The following is a 21,438-nucleotide window of genomic DNA, read 5'->3' as shown; positions in this document are numbered from 1 at the left end:
CGTGGCTTTGGCGGGCTTGCCCGGCATCCTCTCCCTTGTTTGAGACCAGGCGAATCTGCTGACGTAGTCCGTTTGGTCCTTTGCTCGTCATTTTCACGACCTATTTCCTCAATAGATTGAATGGATTCCACAACAAGGAGGATTCCGGTGAGGAAATTTGTGTTTTCAATGGGCAAGGTCGCTATCGGCGCCGCCATGCTGGCCGCATTGCCCGGCGCGATGGCGACGGTTTTGAACTTCGATGATCTGCCCGACGGCGTTGTCAGCGCCAACTACGGCGGCCTCGACTGGTCGGTGGGTGGCTGGACCGCTTTCTCCACCCCGGTTGCGCCTTACACCGCCAAATCCGGCCAGGGCCGCATCACCAATGACTTCCTGGGCAGCGACGCCGCCAGCCTGATCCGCTTTGGCGCGGCCGGCCAAACGGCGCGTTTCGACGGTGCCTACTTCGCCGGCCTGGGCGGCGCTCTGCTTAGCTTTGAGCTGCTGCTGAAGGGCCAAGTGGTCGCCACCAGCGCCACGCTGGACCCGTCGGCCACACCGACCTTTCTGGCCAGCGGCTATGCCGGCCAGGTCGATGCCGTGCGCATCAAGAGCCAGAACCACGGCGAGTTCGTGATGGATGACTTCAGCTTCACCCAAGCCGTGCCTGAGCCCAAGAGCTATGCCTTGCTGCTGGCCGGCCTGATGGTTGTTGCCCGCGTGGCTCGCCGCAAGAGCGCGGCCTGAGCCGCCTGCCCCAATTTTTCGAAAGCACACACCATGACTCAGCAAGATCGTCGCGGTTTTCTGCGCACCGTGGCCTCGGCCGCCGGCGCCTCGGCCGCCCTGGCCAGCTTCCCGCCTGCCATTCAGCGCGCCCTGGCCATCCAGGCCAATAACCGCAGCGGCACCATCCAGGACGTCGAGCACATCGTCGTGCTGACCCAGGAAAACCGCTCCTTCGACCATTACTTCGGCACGCTGAATGGCGTGCGTGGTTTTGCCGACCCCTTCCCGGTGCCCGTGGCCGACAAGACCGGCATCACCGGCCGCACGGTCTGGGTGCAGCCCAATGCCACCGCCTCGGTGCCCGGCCGTCCGCCGGTCGGCCCGGTCGCGATTGCGCCTTTCCACCTGAACACCACGCAGAACTTTGCCTTCATGCGTGTCTCGGGTACGCCGCACGCCTGGGCCGATGCCCAAGCCGCCTGGGACCAAGGCCGCATGAACGCCTGGCCCAAGGCCAAGAACAACCACTCGATGGGTCACTTCAAGGAAAGCGATCTGCCTTTCCAGTTCGCGATGGCCAATGCCTTCACGATCTGCGACCACTACCACTGCGCCACCCAGACCGGCACCAACACCAACCGCCTGTTCATCTGGAGCGGCAGCAATGACGGCCTGGGTCTGGGCAATGGCCCTTCGACAGACAACAGCCACGAGTGGTTCAACCCGAACCCGCTGGACGACTACACCTGGACCACCTACCCCGAGCGCCTGCAAGCCGCCGGCATCACCTGGCAGGTCTACCAGAACCTGAACGACAACTTCACCGACAACGCGCTGTTCGGCTTCCGCCCCTTCCGCGACGCCTATTACAAGCGCCCCGGCTACTCGGCCGAGTTGGCCGAGCGCGGCATCAACACCCGCGACTTGGACAAGCTGCGTGAAGACGTGTTGGCTAACAAGCTGCCGCAAGTCAGCTGGATCGTCGCCACCGCCGAAGGCTCCGAGCACCCCGGCCCCTCCAGTCCCGCTCAGGGCGCGGACTACACCGCCAAGGTGCTGGATGCGCTGACTGCCAACCCCGAGGTCTGGAGCAAGACGGTCTTGTTCATCAACTTCGACGAGAACGACGGCTTCTTTGACCACATGCCGCCCCCGGCCGCGCCCAGCTATGTCAAATGGGATGCCGACCCGGCCAAGGCCGAGCTGGCCGGGGCCTCCACCGCCGACACCGCCGGTGAGTACCACCACATCCTCAACGGCACACCCGCCACCCACCAGCACAAGCCTTACGGCTTTGGCCCGCGCGTGCCCATGTATGTGATCTCGCCCTGGAGCAAGGGCGGCTGGGTCAACTCCGAAGTGGCGGACCACACCTCGGTGATCCAGTTCATCGAAAAGCGTTTCGGCGTGATGGAGCCCAATATCAGCGGCTGGCGTCGTGCCGTGGCCGGCGACTTGACTTCGGCCTTCAACTTCCGCGACCCCAACGATGCGGCCTTCTTCGACAAGTTCCCCAAGACGCTGGAGCTGGCGAAGCGCGCCCGCGCCTTGCCCGGCACCAGCACGCCGCCCACGCCGAGCAGCCTGCAAGCCCCGGTGCAGCTGAGCGGCCCACGCCCGGCACGCGCACTGGCTTATGAACTGCACACCACCGCAGCTGTCAAGGTGAACCCCGGTCGTGTTGGCTCCAGCCGTATCGAGCTGCAATTCGCCCACACCGGCGTGACCGAGGCACCCGCAGCAGTCTTCCATGTCTATGACCGCCTGAACCTGGCTGCGCTGCCGCGCCGCTACACGGTGGAAGCCGGCAAGCAGCTGAGCGGCACCTGGCAGCCCAGCAGCACCGGTGCTTATGACCTGTGGGTCTTGGGCCCGAACGGCTATCACCGCCATTTCACCGGCAATGCGCGCCGCGTCGCCGCGGCCGCCCAGCCTAATCCCGAAGTGCGTGTGACACCGGACGCGGTCAATGGCGAACTCATCATCGAGCTGAGCAATACCGGCAGCTTCGCCTGCAGCATGACCTTGGTCGCCAACAAGTACTACGCGGTGGACCCGCAAACGGTCAAGCTGCCGGCTCGCGCCAGCGTCACCGTGCGCTTGCCGCTGAAGGACAGCGCCTACTGGTACGACTTCAGCGTGCGCGTGGTCGGCCAGGCCGACTACAGCCGTCGCTTTGCCGGCCATCTGGAAACCGGCGAGCCCTCGATCACCGACCCGGCCATGGAAGGCCCGGCTCAGCTGAACCAGTACCGCTTGCCGGTCTGAGTTCCCGCTGCAGCTCTTACCTCACTGTTCACTTTGTTTGATTCACGGAGATTTTTCATCATGACTACCAAGACCCTGATCCGCGGCGCTGCCGCCCTGACTCTCTTGGCCGCCAGCCTGGCCGCCCACGCCACCAGCTTCGGCAGCAACCTGATCATCAACGGCGATGCCGAAGCCGGCGCGACCGGTTGGACGGCCTACGACGGCACCGACCTGTTCCAGTCGGTCAGTTACGGCAGCAACTGGGTGCTGCCGACCCAGCCCGGCCCCACGAACCGTGGCAGCAAGATGTTTGCCGGCCAAAGCTCGGCTTTCTCGGCAGGCTTCCAGTTTGTCAACGTCAGCGATCTGAGCACCAGCATCGCCAGCGGCAAGGTCGCCTTCGACCTGAACGGTTTTCTGGGTGGCTGGAAGGACCAAGGCGACAACGCCCAGCTGATGGTGACCTTCATTGACGCTGCCAATGCCGACATCAGCAATATCTCGCTGGGCCCGGTCAAGGCAGCCGACCGCAGCAACCAGACCGGTCTGCTGTTCCGTCAAGTCAAGGGCTTTGTGCCAGTGGGCACCGCTCAGATCAAGTTCGATCTGACCATGGAGCGCCTGGCCTCGAATGACAACGACGGCTACGCCGACAACCTGGCCTTCTCGCTGACCAATGTTGGCGCCGTGCCCGAGCCACAAACCTATGCCTTGATGGGCCTGGGCCTGGCGTTCCTGGGCGCCGCTGCTCGTCGCCGCAAGGCCTAAAGACAAACCCCAGTCTGGCGCGTAAGCACAAGCCCGCGTCACAAAATCCCTAGTCGGCAAGGCCCGAGCTGCATAAGCTCGGGCCTTGCCTTTTTTTGAGCCGGGGATCCGTGATGCGTCGTTGGAATGGTTGGGGTGAGGAAGGGGTGGCCAGCGCCCTGAACGAGGGCGCACTGGACTTCTTGCATGCCCAGGTCGGGGTGGCCGAGGCGCCGCAAGACGCGGCTTTGGCGGCGGCCTTGGCGCAAATTCCGCCGTCCCGCCTGCCCGCGCATCCGGGCCTGGACACCAGCGCCGAGGCCCGTTTGCGCGCCAGCTTCGGCCAGAGCCTGGGCGACTGGTTGCGCCTGCGCTTTGGTCGCGTCGGCCCGGTCAGCGACGGCGTGGTCTGGCCGGAGAGCTCGGCCCAGGTGCGCGCATGGCTTGACTGGGCGGCCCAGGTCGGCGCGCTGGTGATTCCCTGCGGCGGCGCCACCAGCGTGGTCGGCCATCTGACCCCGCCCGCCGGTGATGCTCGCCCGGTGCTGACGCTGATGCTGGGCCGCATGCGCAGCCTGCTCAGCCTGGACCCGCTGGCGCAGCTGGCGCGCTTTGAGGCCGGCGTCTTGGGCCCCGATCTGGAGGCGCAGCTGCGCGCGCGCGGCTGGATGCTGGGCCACTATCCGCAGAGCTTTGAATACGCCAGTCTGGGCGGCTGGGTGATGACCCGCTCCTCCGGCCAGCAGTCGGCCCGCTATGGCCGCATCGAGGCGATGTTTGCCGGCGGGCGACTCGAGACCCCGCAGTGCACGCTGGAGTTGCCCACCTTTCCGGCCTCGGCTGCCGGCCCCGATCTGCGCGAACAAGTGTTGGGCTCGGAAGGGCGTTTCGGCGTGCTGACCGAGGCCTCGGTGCGCATCAGCCGCCTGCCCGAGCGCGAGGACTTTTTGGCCTTTTTCCTGCCCGACTGGGCGGCCGGCGAGGCGGCGGTGCGCGAACTGGCCCAGGCCAAGCTGGGCCTGTCGATGATGCGCCTGGCCAATGCGACGGAGACGCTGACCACCCTGGCCCTGGCCGGTCACGCCAGCGCCATCGCCTGGCTGGAGCGCTATCTGGCCCTGCGCGGCTGTGCGCCCGGCGCCAAGGTGATGCTGATGCTGGGCTTCACCGGCGGCGCGGCGCAGGTCCGCGCGATGAAGTCGCTGGCGCGCAAGGTTTTGCGCCGCCACCGCGCGGTGGGCACCGGCGCACTCTTGGGCAAGAAGTGGCAGACCAATCGCTTCAAGGGCGTCTATCTGCGCAATGCCCTGTGGGCGCAAGGCTATGCGGTGGACACCATGGAAACAGCAGTGGACTGGCCGCGCGTGCCGGCCATGATGGCCGCCATGGAGTCCGCCGGCCGCGAGGCCCTGGCCGCGCAGGGCGAGCGCTGCCATGCCTACACTCATCTCTCACATGTCTATGCGCAGGGCAGCAGCGTTTACAGCACCTTTGTCTTCCGCATCGGGCCCGACTTTGAAACCGCGCTGGCGCGTTGGCAGGCGCTGAAGACCGCCGTTTGTGAGGCCATTGTGCAGAACGGCGGCACCATCACGCATCAGCACGGCGTGGGCAAGGACCACGCACCGTATCTGGCGGCCGAGAAGGGCGCGGCCGGCATGGCGGCGCTGCAAGCCTTGGCCCAGCACTTTGATCCGCAGCGCTTGCTGGACTCGGGCAATCTGCTGCCCAGTGCACCGCGCCAAGGGCAGGCGCAGTGAAGCGCGCCGAAGATCTGACGCGGCTGCGCGCGCTCGGCCGTGTCGATGTCTTGGTGATCGGCGGCGGCATCGCCGGGGCCGGCGTGGCGCTGGAGGCGGCGCGGGCCGGCGCCTCGGTAGCCCTGGTGGAGGCACGCGACTTTGCCAGTGGCACCTCCTCGCGCTCCTCCAAGCTGGTGCATGGCGGTCTGCGCTATCTGGCCCAGGGCCGCATCGGCCTGACACGCGAATCGGTGCGCGAACGCGAGGCCTTGCTGCGCGATGCGCCGGGCTTGGTGACGCCGCTGCGCTTTCTCTTGCCGGTGCGGGTGGGCGACAAGACCGGCCGGCGTGTGCTCGGCATCGGCTTGGCCTTGTACGACGCCTTGGCGCGGGCGCGCTCGCGTTGCTGGTACAGCGTGAATTCGCTGTTAGAGCGGGCGCCAATTCTGGGCCTGCAGGGCCTGCTGGGCGGCTGGTCCTATCTTGACGCGCAGACCGATGATGCCCGCCTGGTCCTGCGCGTCTTGGCCGAGGCGCGCAGCCTCAGTGCGCTGACGCTCAACCATCTGGCGGTGCGGTCCTTGAGCCGCGGACCCTCCGGTGTGGACGGCGTGCAACTGCAAGTCGCGCTCAGCGGCGAGTGCTTCGATGTGAAGGCGGCATGCGTCATCAACGCCACCGGCGCCTGGGCCGATCAGCTGCGCGCCAGCCTGGGCTGTGCGCCCAAGCTGCGTCCTTTGCGCGGCAGCCATCTGATGTTCAATGCCTGGCGCTTGCCGGTGGCGCAGGCCCTGGCCTTCTTCCACCCCAAAGACGGCCGGCCGGTGTTCGCCCTGCCTTGGGAGGGCGCCACCCTGGTGGGCACCACCGATCTGGACCATGCGCCCGACTTGGGTGAAGAGCCCGCCATCAGCCGCGCCGAGTTCGACTATCTGCTGCAAGCCTTGAACCATCAGTTCCCGAGCTTGGGGCTGGGCGAGGCCGATGTGCTGTCCACTTGGTCGGGCGTGCGGCCGGTCTTGGCGGAAGAGGGGCAGCAGGGCGCAGACCCCTCCAAAGCCACGCGTGAGCACTTCATCAAGGACGAAGACGGGCTGATCACCGTCACCGGAGGCAAGCTGACCACCTTCCGCGCCAGCGCCGTCGAGGCTTTGCGTTTGGCGGCCAACCGGGTTCCGGCCCTGGCCCATGTGCGGCCCGATGCGGCGGTGTTGGCTCCGCAAGCGGATTTGTCGGCCCATTGGCCGGCCGACTGGCCTTCCGACTTGCGGGCCCGCTGGCAGGCGCTTTACGGCATCGATGCGCTGGCGCTGCTGGCCTGCGCGAAAGCGCATCCGCAAGAGTTGGCCCGCATCGGCCGCAGCCCGAGCTGCTGGGTCGAACTGCGCTACGCCTGCCGCGCCGAGGCGGTGGCGCACCTGGACGATTTGCTCTTGCGCCGCAGCCGCCTGGGCCTGTTGCTGCCGCAGGGTGGTGCCGAGCTGCTGCCGCAGCTGGAACCTATCGTGTGCGAAGAGCTGGGCTGGTCGGCCGAGCAATGGGCCGCTGAAGTGGCACATTATCTGGACCGGGTGGCGCGCTGCTACGCGGTGCCTGTGGAGGAGGGCCTGTGAGCACGGATCATCATCCATCCACCCGTCGAGCCGAACTCTTGCTCGCCATCGACTGCGGCACCCAAAGTGTGCGCGCCTTGCTGGTCGATTTGCACGGGAACATCCGCGCCAAATGCCAGCAGCCGCTGGACGACTACATCTCCTTGCAGCCCGGCTGGCTGGAGCATGATGCCGAAGCCTTCTGGCAGGCCGCAGCGTCGGTGTGCCGGGGTTTGTGGGCCCAGCATGCGGACTTGCGGGCCTGCGTCAAAGGCGTGGTGGTCACCACCCAGCGTGGCACCTTGGTGCCGGTGGATGCGGCCGGCAAGGCGCTGCGGCCCTTCATCATCTGGCTGGACCAGCGCCGCGCCAGCCGTGCGCCGCGCGTCAGCCCCTGGTGGGCGCTGGCCTTCAAGGCTGCCGGAGTCAGCGCCACCATCGACTATTTCGGCCGCGAGGCCGAGCTGAACTGGATTGCCGAGCATGAGCCCGAACGCCATGCCTTGACGCACAAGGTGCTCTTGGTGTCCGGTTGGTTGAACTACCGCCTGACCGGCCGCTTTGCCGATTCAGTGGGCTCGCAAGTGGGCTATCTGCCCTTTGACTTCAAGCGCCAGGACTGGGCCCCGGCCTGGGACTGGAAGTGGCAGGCCTTGCAGGTGCGGCGCGAGCAAATGCCCGAGCTGCTGCCGGTGGGCAGTTTGATCGGCGGGCTGACGCGCGAAGCCGCTGAGGCGACCGGTTTGGACGAGGGCTTGCCGGTGATTGCTGGCGCGGCCGACAAGGCTTGCGAGATCATCGGCGCCGGCGCCATCAGCCCCGAGATCGGCGCCATCTCCTACGGCACCACCGCCACCATCGACATCACCACGCCGCGCTATGTGGAGGCCACGCCTTTTGTGCCGCCCTATCCGGCGGTGCTGCCCGGCCAGTACAACACCGAGGTGCAGATCTTTCGTGGCTATTGGATGGTCAGCTGGTTCAAGGAACAGTTCGGCCACCCCGAGCTGGCCGCCGCGCCTTTGGAGGGCGTGACGCCCGAGGCCTTGTTTGACCGCATGGTGTCTACCGTGCCGCCCGGCAGCGAGGGCCTGATGCTGCAACCCTACTGGACCCCCGGCATCCGCCACCCCGGCCCGGACGCGCGTGGCGCGGTGATCGGCTTCTCCGATGTGCACACCCGCGCCCATCTGTACCGAGCGATTCTGGAAGGCCTGGCCTATGCGCTGCGCGAGGGCAAAGAAAAAATCGAGGCGCGCAGCAAGGTCAAGCTCACGTCCTTGCGCGTATCAGGTGGCGGCTCGCAGTCGGACGCCGCCATGCAGCTGAGCGCCGACATTTTCAATCTGCCCACCTCGCGGCCGCACACCTTTGAGACCTCGGGCCTGGGCGCTGCAATCGCCGGTGCGGTGGGCCTGGGCCTGCACCGCGACTTCCCCTCGGCCGTGGCGGCGATGACGCGCCTGGGCCGCACGTTTGAGCCCAAGGCTGCCAACGCGCGGCTGTATGACGAGCTTTACAAACGGGTCTATTTGCGCATGTACGAGCGGCTCGGCCCACTGTATGGCGATCTGCAAGAGATCTTGAATACAGCCAAAGAGGGCTGATCCTGGGGTGAGCAAGGATGGTGACCGCACTGGGCCTGCGGCACACTGCCGGCCATGTCCGTTTCTTCTCCTGACACTCCTGTCCAGCACGAGTCCTTGAGCAGCCTGCCGCCGCCCGCGCAGGCCCGCGTGGTTGGGGCCTATGCCAAGACGGCGGTGGACACCGCCCGCGAACTGGGCGCCGATATGGCGCAGCTGGCCGAGGCTTGCGGCCTGCCGGAGATTGCCCAGCCCGGCGCGGCCTTGCCGGAGGCCATTCCGGTGCAGCGCTACATCGCCTTGCTGAATGCCGCCGCGCTGCAATTGGACGATGTGTTCTTCGGCCTGCATGTCGGCCAGCGCATGGGCCTCTCGACCTTTGCCAGCTACGGCCTGGTGCTCTGCACCTGCGCCAACTTTCGCGCCGCCGCCGAGCAGACGCGGCGCTTCGAGGGCCTGGCCCATGATCTGGGCCGCTCGGAGATCGTGGTTGAAGATCCTGTCGATGGCAGCTTGGCGCTGGCCCACTACCGCTGGCATTCGCCCTGGTTGGATCAGCCGGGCGCGCGCCATCTGAGCGAGAGTGTGATGGCCGGCATCCACACCTTTGTCAGCTGGTTGGCCGGCGGCGCCAGCGTGCCGGCTTATGCGCTGGCCTTTGTTCACGCCGCACCGGAGGGCGCCGATCTGGCCGAGTACCAGCGCGTGTTTGGCGCGCCGGTGCGCTTCGGCGCCTCGGTCACCGAGGCCAGCTTCCCGGCCCTGGTGCTGGACCTGCCGCTGCCGAATGCCGATGTCGGCATGTTCCCGCCGCTGCTGCGCGCCGCCGAGGAGCGCTTGGCTCAGCGCTTGCATGAAGCCGGCTTGGTTGGTGCACAAAGCAGCCTCACTGCGGCCGCGTCCGAGCCCGCCATCGTGCAAGCGGTGCGCGAATGCATCCGCACCCAACTGCGGCATGACCGCGCGCAGTTGCCGGCGGTGGCCACGGCCCTGGGCCTGAGCGTGCGCACCCTGCAGCGCCGCCTGGCCGAGGCCGAGGCCAGCTTCACCGCCCTGGTGGAAGCGGTGCGCCGCGAGCAGGTGCAGGTCTTGCTGCGCGACCCGCAGCTCTCGTTGACCGAGATCGCGTTTTTGCTGGGGTTTAGCGAGCAAAGCAATTTCAACCACGCCTTTCGCGGCTGGTTTGGCTGCACACCGGCGGCCTGGCGCTCGCGCGCAGTGGGCTGATTTGACGGCCTGTCGCGGCGACTCTGCAGTTCGTCGCAAGCACAGGGTCAGGTTTTGCGGGCTTTCCTAGGATGCAGGCATCTGCTCACAAACCTTCAGGAGTCTCTTTCCATGATCAAGACCCGTCTCAGCGCCTTTGCCGCGTTTGCATTGGCCGCAACTCTCAGCGGCTGCGCCATCCACATCAGCACCAGCAATGACGGCGAAAGCGTCTCGGTCAAGACCCCAGGCTCGGCCAAGTTTGAATGCGTGGCCAGCCCGAGCGGCGAGTGCAATTACGCGCTCTATACCAGCCGCTGTGAGTCCGTGGGTGCCGAGAGCAGCACGCCCACCACCACCTGCACCCACCAGGTGTTTGAGCAGTTCAAGCTCAACGTCGGCCAAACGCGCCAGGTCAATCATCTGCCGGCCGGCTACAAGCAATGCATGAAGTCCAGCGGCAAGCCGGAGGTGCCGAGCTGCGCTTGATGGGCGTCAGATCTGACCTCAAGCTCACCGAGCGCAGCGCTCATTCCCAGGCAAGGGCTTGAAGGCGTGTTCTGGATTCACCTCATGCCAGGGCGGCGTGCCCTGGCTATGCTGGCGGCATAACGATTTAAATGCTTGCCATGAAACATCGCCTGCTGAAGTCTGAACTCCTTTTCGGCCTGCTGTTCCTTGCTGCCAGCCTGCACAGCGCCAAGCCCGCCTGGGCGCAAGACAAAGAAGCCGAGTTCTCGGTCCCGGCTGATTTACAACAAAAGCTGGATGCGCAGGTGAAAGGGATTGCTCCAGCGCATTCCTTACTCGCCTACACCTTGGTGGAAGAAATTGATCACAAGACGAATTTCTCCAAGGTGTATGTCGATTCAAAGTCTGAATTCTTGCGTTTGGACAATGGGCTGATCGGCGCGGCATCCAACACGGTTTTTCGCAGTGGCGCCGCGAAATCAATGGGGCGCGGCCTGACGATGTGCGGCCTATTACCCCTGGTGAATGAATCTCAGGCGGTGACCGACAACTCGTCGACGGCCGTTCTTCCCATGGGCAAGATGTTTTTGCCGCTGGGCGTGAAGTCAAGCATTGATTTCAATAATCGGTTTCGCCTGACCCGTTTTGATACCAGCACGCCGAGCCTTTGTGCGCCGCAACCGGGGCAAGAGTTCAGTTTTCAATATGAGGCTGAACATACGATCAAGACTTCGGGCCTATTCGTCAGCGGCACCAAGCTGATTCAGCGCAAGAACAACTCGGTGTGTAAGGCTGCGGCAGAGTATTCGCCCGCCAGCAAAATCAACCCGAATCTCTCGGGTGAAGCCATTTCCGTGGTTTGTGAATCCGAAGATCAGAATAAAAAGAAGAGCAAGGAAGAGTATTTTTATCTGAAAGACTTTGCGCAGTACTTGATGGTGGGGCGTGTGGATGAATGGCAGCGCTCGGTGATCAGCTATTCAGCCATCCAGACCCAGTGAGCCTTGCCGGCCTTGAGGCCTCACAAAAACTCCGCCCGAATATCCACCGACGACTCTTTTCCCACTTGGGCAATATGCGCCTCCAGCCAGGCCTGCGCCTGCTGGCGGCCGGCGTCGCGCAGGCTGCACAGATAAGGCCAGGCGGTGTCCATCTTGCTTTCTACCCGTTGCGCGGCCATCAGTTCGTCGCAGCGGATCGAGTGGATTCGCATGCGGCGGGCGTCCTCGGGATTGAGCTTGCCGCGGTCGATCAGGCTGGTGACAAAGGCGATGGCGCGCATCTCGCGCATCAGCGAAGAGTTAAAACTGATCTCGTTGATGCGGTTGGCAATCTCGGTGGAGGTGCGCGGCACGCCGGGGCGTAACACCGGATTCACATGCACGATCAAGACATCGGCCGAGACCTTTTCATAAATCAGCGGAAAGATCGCCGGGTTGCCCATATAGCCGCCGTCCCAGAAGAACTCGCCGGCGATCTCCACCGCCTGGAACAGCGTCGGCAGGCAGGCGCTGGCCAGCACCGCGTCCACGCTGACATCGGCGCCGCTGAAGACGCGGATCTTGCCGGTCTCGACATTGGTGGCGCTCAGAAACAACTGGATCGGTGAGTCCTGCCTTAGCGCTTCAAAGTCCACCTGCGCCTGCACGATCTGGCGCAGCGGGTTGAAGTTCAAGGGGTTGAGCTGATAGGGTGAGAACAGCTGGGTCATGGTCTGGGCCCACAGATGCACGGGCGACCATTCCAGCGGCACGGCATGCTGCGCACTGTGCTGCAGGCCCTGCATAAAGGCATCGAACCAGCTGGGTTGCAGCGGGTGCACCCGCCCGGCGCCGGCGACCGCACGCCACAGGTCTTGCAGCGCCTGGCGTGCGCCATCGGCGCCCCTCTTGCGCCAGCCATCGGCCAAGGCCACCGCATTCAGGCTGCCGGCGCTGGTGGCGCTGATCGCTTGCGGCTGCAAGCGCCCGTCTTCCAGCAGCGCGTCCAAGACGCCCCAGGTGAAGGCGCCGTGCGAGCCGCCGCCTTGCAGGGCCAGATTGATGGCTTTGGGCGTTGGCTGAGTGCGGGCCGGGCTGGTCTTGAGGCTTGGGTTTCGCGGCATGGGCAAGGCTCCCCGGGACTTGTTCGTCAAGCCCCCTTCCGCAGTATGCCTTCGAGCCGCTGCTCAGTTCATGAAGGGCGGGGGCAAGTCTTGGACTTGGCGATGCTGCATGTGCAGATTCACTTACCTTCCAGCAGTTCGATTTCTCGCTCGCGCGTCAAGCCCTGCGGCGCCGCGCCGACTTGCGTCTTCAGCCAGTCGGCCGTGTCGGCGAGGGTTTGCAGCAGCGGGCGGTAGTGCAAGCCGGCGGCTTCGGCCTTGCGGCTGCGCAGGTCCATCATCGCGTTGTCCGCCTCGGGCAACCAGTAAGGCAGGTCTTGGAAGGGCTGCACCCCGGCGGCCAGCAAATCGGCTTCGCTGCGCCAGACCAGCTGGCTTGGTTTTGCGCTGGCCTGTTGGCAGGCGTGCAGCAGCGCACCCATGGTTTGGCCATCGGGGCCGCTGGTGTTGAAGACACCGCCACGGCGGGTCAGCGCCATCGCCAGACAAAAGTCGCCGATGTCACGTGCGTCGATCAGGCGCACGCTGCGCTCGGGCCGGCCCGGAGCCAGCACGCGGCTGCCCTCGGCCATGCGGCTCAGCCAGTAGGGCAGGCGCGGGCTGTAGTCGTAGGGGCCGACGATGAAACCCGGCCGCACGATCAAGGCGCGTTCGCCGAAGACGGCCTGCACTTCCTGCTCGCACAAGGCCTTCAGGCCGCCATAAGCCGCGCCATAGCCGCCACCTGAGCGTGAGCCGCCGCTCAAGCTCAGTTGCTCGGCGTCTTCAAGCTGCTGCCCCGTCAGCTGAGCCTTGGGCGAGTCCTCGTCGGTGGCCGCGCTGATCTCGGGAAAGACCGAGATCGTCGAGATCAGGCCGTAATGCTCGGTCGCGTCACGCAGCAGCTCGGCGCTGCGTCTGGCCGCACTGGGCAGGTAGCAGCTGGCGTCAAACACGGCATCCCAGCGGCGCCCGCGCAGCAGGGTCAGGTCTTGCGTGCGGTCGCCCTTCAACTGCTCGACATCGGGGAACAGAGACGCGCCATGCAGGCCGCGGTTGAACAGGGTCAGCTCATGGCCGGCGGCCAGCGCCGCTTCGGCGACATGGCGTCCCAGGAATTGGGTGCCTCCGAGGATCAGGATTTTCATGGGCGGGCGACTAGAGGCATGGGTTGGCCTTGATTGTTTCAGCAATGCAAGAGCGGGCGATTCGTCATGGGGCCTGCCAGCTGCGGACTAAGATGCAGCGCCCTGTGTCAACTTTGCTCATGAGCTTGACTCCTGCCGAGCCCCCCTACGACCCGCGTGCCTGGGTCACCCCGGAAGACTTGAATCTGGCCCCCGAGGTCTTGGGCTTGCCCTTGGCCACGCCGCGTCAGCGCACCTTGGCCATCGGCATTGATGTGGCCTTGCTGGCGCTGCTCAACGAAGTGCTCAATGTCTTGCTGGTGATCGCCATCGGTCTGGGCCTGTGGTTGTGGCTGCGCTGGCGGCGACCGGACTTGTTCTCACGCGAGGGCTTGGGCCTGCGCCGCAAGCAGCAGGCCGCGGGAGGGGCGAGTCGTCCCCAGCCCGGGCGACCGCCGCATTGGGCGGCTTGGCTGTTGGTGGCCATGTTTGGCGTGCTGGGCCTGCTGGAGATGGCTGATGAGCTGCGCAACGGCCATGCGCCCAAGCCAGAGCTTGCCCTTACGCAAGACGGGGGGGCCGACTCCTCGGCAGCCTTGCCGGCGGATGCCGCCTCTGCTGTCGCCGCGGCCCTGGCCGCAGAGGACAGCGAGCTTCATCAGCAGTCGCGCCGCATCCGCCAACTGGAGGCCGAACTGGAGCGCGCCAAGGCGCCGCGCAGCGTGGCCTTGATGGAGGAGTACCGCTACTGGCGCGACAAGTTCGGTTTTCTGATCTTGCCGGCGCTGTACTTCACCTTGCTGCCGGCGCTGTGGCCCGGCCAGACCCTGGGTAAGCGTCTGCTCGGTTTGCGCGTTTTGGAACTGACCGGCAAGCGCCTGACGCCCTTGATTCTGTTCAAGCGTTATGGCGGTTATGCCGCCGGCATGGCCACCGGCTTCGCCGGCTTTGTGCAACTGATCTGGGACCCGAACCGCCAGGCCATCCAAGACAAGACCGCGCACACCGTGGTGATCGACACCCGCCGGCCCGTGCGAACGATTGTGGCCTTGGCGGATCAGGCAGCGCCCACCGCGCCCGCCGATCCCGCGCCGGCCCTTGGGGCGCCGAAGGGCCCGCCATGAGCGACGGGGTGCTGATCGGCCAGATCTGTCGCCTCACCGGCGCCACGCCCAAGGCGGTGCGTCTGTATGAAAGCCTGGGCTTGTTGCCCCCCGCGCGGCGGCGCGGCAGCTACCGGGTCTTTGATCAAGAGCATGTGGATGCCGTGGCCTTGATCCGTCAGGCTCAGCAGCTTGGTTTCAAGCTGAAGGAGCTGCAGAGCTTGGCTAGCCAAGGGCCTTTGGTGGAAGCCGTCAGCCTGGGCTTTGCGCGTCAGGCCGTCGAGCAAAAGCGCGAAGCCCTGGCGCAGCAAATCGCTGACTTGCAAGCGCAGGCCGGGCATCTGGCCGCGTTTGCGGCGGTCTTGGCCGGTGCCCATGAGCTGGCCTGCGCCTGCCCTCAGGTGCAAGTCCGCAGGAAACAAACACCCGGGGCTTGACTCTGCCCCATGGGGCAGACCGCAGACTGCAGGCTTTCTTGTCGACCACAAGGCCTGCATGCCCCAGCCTCAGTCCCAGCTCCAACGCATTCTCATCATCAACGGCAACCCCAAGCCAAGCAGCCTGTGCCGCGCGCTGGCCGAGCGCTACGCCCAAGCCGCCGCGCAAGCGGGCCACAGTGTCGAGTTGATTCATCTGAGCGAACTGCAGTTCAAGCTCAACTTGGAACTGGGCTACCAAAGTGAACAAGCGCTGGAGCCCGACCTCCAGCGTCTGCAGCAAGCCATCCAAGCGGCCGAGCATCTGGTCTGGGTCTATCCGGTCTGGTGGGGTTCGGTGCCGGCGCTGCTGAAGGGCGCGTTGGACCGCATCTTGTTGCCCGGCTTTGCCTTCAAGTACCACGCCGGCAAGACCATCCCCGAGAAGCTCTTGAAGGGCCGCAGCGCGCGGCTGCTGGTCTGCATGGACACGCCGCCCTGGTACTTTCGCTGGTTTCAGCGCTCCCCAGCGCACCACATGATGCGCCGCACCGTGCTGGAGTTCTGTGGCATCCAGCCGGTGCGCATCAGCGAGTTTGGGCCGGTCTTGTCCAGCCAGCCGGCCCAAAGGGAGCGTTGGCTGGCGACTGTTGCTCGGCTTGGGGCCGACGCCCGATGAGCCGGGCGGGTTCGGCTTGATCGGGCGGCCTTGGCCTCCTCAGTCCAGATCGCCGGGCCCGCTCATCTCAAAGCGATTGCGTCCCTCTTGCTTGGCGCGGTACATGGCATGGTCGGCCTGCTGCAAGAGCTGGGTCGGGTCCAGCTCTCGTTCGCCGGGATAGCAGGCCACACCGAGACTGGCGGATACCTGCAAGCGCAGGCCCTTCCAGGTCACCGGCAGGCTGGCCGCCTCGAGAACGCGCTCCAGCAAGGGCTCGCAAGCCGCCTCGCTGGGCAAATCCGCCAGCAGCACGATGAACTCGTCGCCGCCCAAGCGGGCAAAGGTATCGCCCTCGCGCAGCACCTGTTTGATGTGCTGGGCCACGCCCACCAGCAGCGCGTCGCCCGCGGCATGGCCGTATTGGTCATTGATGGCTTTGAAGGCGTCCAGATCCACAAAGGCCAGCGCCAGATGGTTGCCACGTCGCTTGGCCTGGGCCATGGCCTGCTGCAGGCGGTCTTGCAGCAAGACGCGGTTGGGCAAGCCCGTCAAGGCATCGTGATAGGCCAAGGTGCGCAAGCGCAGCTCATGGTCTTTCAGCGTCGTGATGTCGGAGAACAGCGAGACGAACTGGGTGATGCGGCCCGCTTCATCGCGGATGGCGCTGATGGTTTGCATCTCGGCATAGATCTCGCCCGATTTGCGGCGGTTCCAGATCTCCCCGGTCCAATAGTCTTTCTCGAGCAGGCGGGTCCAGAGGGCCCGGTAGAAGGCCTCATCGTGACGCCCCGACTTGAGCAGGCGCGGGTTCTGCCCCAGCACCTCCTCACGCGTGAAGCCGGTGATCTCGCTGAAGGTGGCGTTGACGTCGATGATGGCGCCGTCGGCGGCAGTGATCATGATGCCCTCACGCGCATGGCTGAACACGCTGGCGGCCAGCCGCAGCTGCGCCTCGGCCTGTTGGCGCTCTTTCACTTCGTGGCGCAAGTCGCTGACCAGGTCCACCGCCATCGCGTCGAAGTGACGCGACAACTCGCCGAACTCGTCATCGGTGGCGGTGGCGCTGCGCACGCTCAGGTCGCCCTTGGAAATGGCCTCCACCGCCAGGTTCAGGCGCCGCAGCGGGTCCAGCACCCGCTTGAACAAGAGTACCGCCAGCGCGCCAAACAGCAGCAGCATCAGCACCGGGATGGCGATGGACAGTCGTGTGGTCAGACCGTCCAGGTGTTGGCGCTGCTGATCGGCGGCCAGGCTCCAGCGCTGCACCGATTCGGTCACGGCGCGCGAATCAGCCAGCAACTGACTCAAGAGCAGCGCATTGCGGCGGGCTTGCAAGGCTTGCGGTGCGGGCGCCTCGGTAGCGGCCTTCAGCGCTTCGGCCTTCGCCAACAAGGCAAAGGTCTCGCCCAGCTGCGCCACGCCGGCGGAGGCTTCAACCGGCGCGGGCAGGCGTGAATTGGCCGTGGCCGCCAAGGCCTGGCTGATCTTGCCGTGCAAGGCCTGCCATTGCTGCACCGTGCGTGGCTCGCCGTGCAGACCGAACTCATGGGTCAGTACCAGCAGCTCGCTGATCTGGGTAACGGCAAGATGCGCTTCGCTCTCCAGCTGACGCATGGCGTGAGATTGGCGCGCCAGATACGCCAGACTGAGCGCCAGGCCCAGCGTCAGCAGCAGTGCTGAAGAAACAAAGCCGACCAGTGCGGTACGCAGGCGCATGGCGGGCCCTATTCGATCAGGCTCACCGCGGCGGGCGCGACCTGCCGCAGCGGTTTGGAATAGATCAAGCTCAGGTAGTTGAGCGGCCGCTCGCCGGTCACATGGCCTTCCCGCTGGGCCCAGCGTGCCTGCGCTTCCAGCGAGGCCAGCAGCGCCTGGTCGAGGCTGAGCCGGTACTGATAGCTGGGCCAAACCCAGTCGATGAAGCCTTGGTCGAGCTTGAGCCGCTCGCGCAGCAGGGCCTGGGCCTGGGCGGGCTTGTCGGCGATGAAGCGCTCGGCCCGTTCCAACGCCCGCAGCAGGCGTGCCAACTCCTCGTCCCTGGTGCCGATCAGCGCCTGGCCTGCCACCAGATTGAAGCTGAGTCGGTAGCTGATGCTGCTGGGCAGCACCCGGCTACCCGGCACCGTTTGCAGAATCTTGAAGGGGTAGGGCTCCCAGGCGGCCACGGCGTCGAGATCGCCGCGCTTGAGCAGCTCGGCCATATGCTCTGGCTGGGCATGCTGCACCTTCAGCGCCCGTGGGTCCAGGCCGGCGGCCAAGAGCGAGGTGTCGAGCCAGTAATGGCTGGCTGCGGCCTGCACCGTGCCAATGCGCTTGCCGGGCATGTCCTGCCACTGGGCGATGCCGGCGCCGGCCCGCACGATCAGCTTGCTGTCCTTGTTGCTGCTGGCGAAGCCGCCCAGCACCGCAAACTGCCGTGACTTGAAACTGTTGAAAACCAGCACCGTTTCCGAGGCGGTGGCCAAATCGGCCTGTCCGTCCAATAGCGCCTGCATGGCGCGGTGCCCGCCCACCATTTCTTGCAACTGCAGCTTCAAGCCTTCGTCGGCAAAGTAATTCAGCTTGTCGGCGACAAAAATCGGCAGGCTCAGCGGCGTGGCCGAGACGGCCAGACGCAAGGTTTCGGCGGCGCTTGCCTGTGGCGCGCAAACCGCCCAGCTCAGTGCGATCAGCAGGGCCAGTCCTGAGCTTTTCGGCGCACGCAAGCCTTGAGCCCGGCGCTGCGGCGCCGACCCGGCAATTGGCCTCTGGGTTTGATCGCGATCCATCATCTCGTCCCTGATTTTTAACACCCTCACTTTTGATTCTGGCATGAAGCGCTGTTTGGGGCTGAATCAGCTTGTCGGGCCTTGGCCACGGGCTTCGCGGGGCGGGGTGCTCTGGCATGACGCCAATTTGCACGGTTATGGGGCAGAATCGTTCGCGCTTCCATTCCGCCAAAGGTTTCCCATGCAGCTGCGTCGTCGCCCCGTGATTCGGACTTTGTTGGCCGCCTGTCTCTTGGCCCAAGGCCTGCCTGCCGCCATGGCGCATGCTGAGCCTGCGGCCGAGCCGGTTGCCGCGCCTGCTGCAGCCAAGCCCAGCGCCGTCTTGTTTGAGAACGTGCGCATCTTCAATGGCACGGCCGATCACTTGTCTGCGCCCTCGCATGTCTTGGTGGTGGGCAATCAGATCCAAGCCATTTCCCGCACGCCGATTGCCACGCCTGCCGATGTGAATCTGCTCAAGGTCGCAGGCGCCGGCCGCACGCTGATGCCCGGCCTGATCGACGCCCACACCCACATCATGTTCTCCAGCCTGCCGCAAGTGGCCATCCTGACCTCGGATGTCGGCTTTGTGAATGTGGCGGCCGTCAAGGAAGCGCACAACACCTTGATGCGCGGCTTCACCAGCATCCGCGACCTGGGCGGCCCCTCGCTGGGCTTGAAGAAGGGCATCGACCTGGGCCTGGCGACTGGGCCGCGCATCTGGTCTTCGGGCGCCTTCATCTCGCAGACCGGCGGCCATGGCGATTTCCGCCTGCCCAATGACATGCCGGCCCGTCCGGGCGACTTCACGCACAGCGAGCGCGTGGGGGCTGCGGCCATTGCCGACAGCCCGGACATGGTGCGCCAACGCGCCCGCGAGCAACTGGCCCTGGGCGCTTCGCAGATCAAGTTGATGGCCGGTGGCGGCGTGTCCTCCAACTACGACCCGCTGGACGTGACCCAGTACACCACCGCCGAGCTGCGCGCCGGTGTTGAGGCCGCCGAGAACTGGGGCACTTATGTGACTGTCCATGCCTACACCCCGCGCGCGGTGCGCCAAGCGATTGAAGCCGGCGTCAAGTGCATCGACCATGGCCAGCTGCTGGACGAGCCCACCGCCAAGCTGATGGCCGAAAAAGGCGTGTGGTGGAGCTTGCAGCCCTTCATCGATGACGGCAAATCCGCGTTTGCCGAAGGCTCGCCCAACCGCATCAAGCAAAAGCAAATGATGAGCGGCACCGACGCTGCCTACGCTCTGGCGAAGAAGTACAAGATCAAAACCGCCTGGGGCACCGACACCTTGTTCGACGCCAAGGTCGCCGCCCAGCAGGGCCAAAAGCTCGCGCAGATGGTGCGCTGGTACAGCCCGGTGGAGGTCTTGAAGATGGCCACCAGCGGCAACGCCGAGTTGCTGGCGCTCAGCGGCCCGCGCAGCCCTTACCCCGGCAAGCTGGGCGTGGTGCAAGAAGGTGCATTGGCCGACCTGATCTTGGTGGACGGTGACCCGATTGCCCATATCGAGCTGGTGGCCGATGCCGCCAAGAACTTTCTCGTCATCATGAAAGACGGCAAGGTTTACAAGAACACGCTGCGCTAAGGTTCAATCGAGCCGGGTCGATCCAGTTTGCGCCGCACCAGCTCCACATGCTGGCGCAAGGTGTAGACCCGGTCGGTGAAGTCAATCGGGAAGCGGGTGCCCAGCACATCGGCTTCAATGCGGTCCAGGCTCTCGCGGGCCTGGGCCCGCTCCTCCGGGCTGAGCTGGTGGCTCAGCAGGTCTTGCTCCAGAAACTTCAGCTCGCCGTAATGGCGATAGATGCGCCGGCTCTGCCGCCACGTGCGCAGCCAAGGCAGCAGGCGAATCAGCGGCAGCAGCAAGGCCAACACCGGCAGCACCATCAAGACCGTTCGCTGCACCAGATTCGCCATCCAAAAGGGCAGATAGGTCTGCAGAAACGGCCGGCCGTTTTTGAAGTAACGCGCCGACTCCTCGGCCAGCGGGAAGTCGGTGCCTTGCGGGTTCGGGAACTCACCCGGCCGCGCCAGCAAGCTGGGCATGCGGTGGGTTTGGCGCGCCGCCTCCAGCAGCAAATAGGCCAGGGCCGGGTGCAGGTCTTCTTGAATCACCAAGTTGGTGGTGGTGGCCAGCAAGGTGATGTCTTTGTTGGGCCGGTCCAGCAAGGGGCTGACCGAGCCGCGCTTGAGCACCACGGTTTCAAAGTAGGGCAGCCGCCGCGCCAGCCCCTCGGCCTGGTGCAGCGAGGCCAGGCGCAGCCCGTCCGAGGCCAAGAGCTTTTGCACCACCGGCGACTGCACCGAGGCCACCAAGATCAAGGCGTCGATTTGGTCCGCCAGCAAAGCGTCCACCGCCGCCATGCCGCCCTCGGCCACCAGCACCGTGCCCTCAAGCGGGCGGTGGCGATGATCGGTCACGCCATAGCTGCTCAGCAACTCCAGCGCCACCTTCTCGTTGCCGCTGCCGGCCACGCCCACGGCCACGCGCTGGCCTTTCAGCGGGCCCAAACCGTCCGAGAGCCGCAGCGTGCGCGAGAAGATCCACACCGGCTCATGCGCCACCGTGGCCAGCGAGCGCAGCGGGGTGTTGGGCTGCTCATCGTCCTCCAGCGCTTCAAAGTCCGGCAGCTGGCTGTGCGCGGCGATGGCCATGGGCCCCAGGCCGCCTTGCACAAAGCCCACATCGGCTTGGGCCGCGTTCAGCTGCGCCAGGTTTTCCACCGAGCCGCTGCTGGGCTGCAGCGTCAGCGTGATGCCATTGAGCTTGAGCAGCGCCTGGTACTTGAGGCCGAACTGGTGATAAGCCCCGTCGGGGCTGCCCGTCACCATGACCAGGGACTTGGGCGGCGCCGGGCTGAAATGCTTGACGACAAAGTAGGCCGCCAGGCCCAAGCTCAAAACCAGGCCCAGCCAGAGCAGGGCACGCGGGCCGTCGCGAAAACTACGGGTCAGGGAACGGGAGGCAGACATGGGCTGAGTCT

Annotated in this window: 18 protein-coding genes; 13 read left to right on the top strand and 5 right to left on the bottom strand. The window is 65.5% G+C overall.

Going from position 1 to position 21,438, the window contains the following annotated elements:
* The first annotated feature begins 147 nt into the window (after nucleotides 1-147).
* From ACOVRJ_RS10745 to ACOVRJ_RS10705, 9 genes are all read left to right on the top strand, one after another.
* Entirely contained in the window at nucleotides 148-729 is a 582-nt protein-coding gene (locus ACOVRJ_RS10745; protein WP_422043845.1) for a PEP-CTERM sorting domain-containing protein, read from the top strand.
* Nucleotides 730-762: 33 nt separating this feature from the next.
* Entirely contained in the window at nucleotides 763-2,979 is a 2,217-nt protein-coding gene (locus ACOVRJ_RS10740; protein ID WP_422043844.1) for a phosphocholine-specific phospholipase C, read from the top strand.
* 60 nt (nucleotides 2,980-3,039) lie between these two features.
* Nucleotides 3,040-3,729: a PEP-CTERM sorting domain-containing protein gene (locus tag ACOVRJ_RS10735; RefSeq protein WP_422043843.1), complete on the top strand. Its 690-nt coding sequence runs from the start codon at nucleotides 3,040-3,042 to the stop codon at nucleotides 3,727-3,729.
* Nucleotides 3,730-3,842: 113 nt separating this feature from the next.
* Nucleotides 3,843-5,468, top strand: a complete 1,626-nt coding sequence (locus tag ACOVRJ_RS10730; RefSeq protein ID WP_422043842.1) for an FAD-binding oxidoreductase — start codon at nucleotides 3,843-3,845, stop codon at nucleotides 5,466-5,468.
* The gene (locus tag ACOVRJ_RS10725; RefSeq protein ID WP_422043841.1) at nucleotides 5,465-7,063 is read left to right on the top strand and encodes a glycerol-3-phosphate dehydrogenase/oxidase; all 1,599 of its coding nucleotides are present in this window, start codon (nucleotides 5,465-5,467) and stop codon (nucleotides 7,061-7,063) included. The genes ACOVRJ_RS10730 and ACOVRJ_RS10725 overlap by 4 nt, the downstream gene beginning before the upstream one ends.
* Complete coding sequence (locus ACOVRJ_RS10720; protein ID WP_422043840.1) at nucleotides 7,060-8,649, top strand: FGGY-family carbohydrate kinase; 1,590 nt, start codon at nucleotides 7,060-7,062, stop codon at nucleotides 8,647-8,649. Before ACOVRJ_RS10725 ends, ACOVRJ_RS10720 begins: the two co-directional genes overlap by 4 nt.
* Before the next feature lie 54 nt (nucleotides 8,650-8,703).
* Nucleotides 8,704-9,855 (top strand): AraC family transcriptional regulator ligand-binding domain-containing protein, encoded by a 1,152-nt coding sequence (locus tag ACOVRJ_RS10715; protein WP_422043839.1) that lies wholly within the window; start codon nucleotides 8,704-8,706, stop codon nucleotides 9,853-9,855.
* A 111-nt stretch (nucleotides 9,856-9,966) separates the two neighbouring features.
* Nucleotides 9,967-10,323 (top strand): hypothetical protein, encoded by a 357-nt coding sequence (locus ACOVRJ_RS10710; protein WP_422043838.1) that lies wholly within the window; start codon nucleotides 9,967-9,969, stop codon nucleotides 10,321-10,323.
* 140 nt (nucleotides 10,324-10,463) lie between these two features.
* On the top strand, nucleotides 10,464-11,306 hold the full coding sequence (locus ACOVRJ_RS10705) for a hypothetical protein (protein WP_422043837.1): 843 nt from the start codon (nucleotides 10,464-10,466) through the stop codon (nucleotides 11,304-11,306).
* Nucleotides 11,307-11,326: 20 nt separating this feature from the next.
* On the opposite strand, the gene ACOVRJ_RS10700 is transcribed toward ACOVRJ_RS10705, so the two are convergent.
* Together ACOVRJ_RS10700 and ACOVRJ_RS10695 are read right to left on the bottom strand one after the other, a co-directional pair.
* Entirely contained in the window at nucleotides 11,327-12,409 is a 1,083-nt protein-coding gene (locus ACOVRJ_RS10700; RefSeq protein ID WP_422043836.1) for a patatin-like phospholipase family protein, read from the bottom strand.
* Nucleotides 12,410-12,528: 119 nt separating this feature from the next.
* The gene (locus ACOVRJ_RS10695) at nucleotides 12,529-13,536 is read right to left on the bottom strand and encodes an NAD-dependent epimerase/dehydratase family protein (protein ID WP_422043835.1); all 1,008 of its coding nucleotides are present in this window, start codon (nucleotides 13,534-13,536) and stop codon (nucleotides 12,529-12,531) included.
* 119 nt (nucleotides 13,537-13,655) lie between these two features.
* Here ACOVRJ_RS10695 and ACOVRJ_RS10690 point away from each other — a divergent pair, with 119 nt between their 5' ends.
* From ACOVRJ_RS10690 to ACOVRJ_RS10680, 3 genes are read left to right on the top strand one after another with little or no spacing between them, the layout of a single operon-like run.
* Entirely contained in the window at nucleotides 13,656-14,639 is a 984-nt protein-coding gene (locus tag ACOVRJ_RS10690) for an RDD family protein (protein WP_422043834.1), read from the top strand.
* Nucleotides 14,636-15,055: a MerR family transcriptional regulator gene (locus ACOVRJ_RS10685; RefSeq protein ID WP_422043833.1), complete on the top strand. Its 420-nt coding sequence runs from the start codon at nucleotides 14,636-14,638 to the stop codon at nucleotides 15,053-15,055. The genes ACOVRJ_RS10690 and ACOVRJ_RS10685 overlap by 4 nt, the downstream gene beginning before the upstream one ends.
* A 58-nt stretch (nucleotides 15,056-15,113) precedes the next feature.
* Nucleotides 15,114-15,713 carry an NAD(P)H-dependent oxidoreductase gene (locus ACOVRJ_RS10680; protein ID WP_422043832.1) on the top strand — a complete coding sequence of 200 codons (600 nt, stop codon included), beginning with the start codon at nucleotides 15,114-15,116 and terminating at the stop codon, nucleotides 15,711-15,713.
* 39 nt (nucleotides 15,714-15,752) lie between these two features.
* Here ACOVRJ_RS10680 and ACOVRJ_RS10675 read toward each other — a convergent pair whose 3' ends face one another.
* Both ACOVRJ_RS10675 and ACOVRJ_RS10670 read right to left on the bottom strand, forming a co-directional pair.
* On the bottom strand, nucleotides 15,753-17,411 hold the full coding sequence (locus ACOVRJ_RS10675) for a diguanylate cyclase domain-containing protein (protein ID WP_422043831.1): 1,659 nt from the start codon (nucleotides 17,409-17,411) through the stop codon (nucleotides 15,753-15,755).
* Between the two features lie 8 nt (nucleotides 17,412-17,419).
* Nucleotides 17,420-18,463 carry an ABC transporter substrate-binding protein gene (locus ACOVRJ_RS10670; RefSeq protein ID WP_422043830.1) on the bottom strand — a complete coding sequence of 348 codons (1,044 nt, stop codon included), beginning with the start codon at nucleotides 18,461-18,463 and terminating at the stop codon, nucleotides 17,420-17,422.
* Between the two features lie 181 nt (nucleotides 18,464-18,644).
* Here ACOVRJ_RS10670 and ACOVRJ_RS10665 point away from each other — a divergent pair, with 181 nt between their 5' ends.
* The gene (locus tag ACOVRJ_RS10665) at nucleotides 18,645-20,039 is read left to right on the top strand and encodes an amidohydrolase family protein (protein WP_422043829.1); all 1,395 of its coding nucleotides are present in this window, start codon (nucleotides 18,645-18,647) and stop codon (nucleotides 20,037-20,039) included.
* Here the strand turns inward: ACOVRJ_RS10665 and ACOVRJ_RS10660 are convergent.
* Entirely contained in the window at nucleotides 20,036-21,427 is a 1,392-nt protein-coding gene (locus tag ACOVRJ_RS10660; RefSeq protein ID WP_422043828.1) for a TAXI family TRAP transporter solute-binding subunit, read from the bottom strand. The genes ACOVRJ_RS10665 and ACOVRJ_RS10660 overlap by 4 nt on opposite strands.
* Between the last annotated feature and the right edge of the window lie 11 nt (nucleotides 21,428-21,438).

It is taken from the genome of Roseateles sp., from assembly GCF_049240545.1.
GTDB lineage: Bacteria > Pseudomonadota > Gammaproteobacteria > Burkholderiales > Burkholderiaceae_C > Paucibacter_A.
Note: the sequence above shows the minus strand (reverse complement) of the source record. Positions and strands in the feature narration are given on the sequence as shown.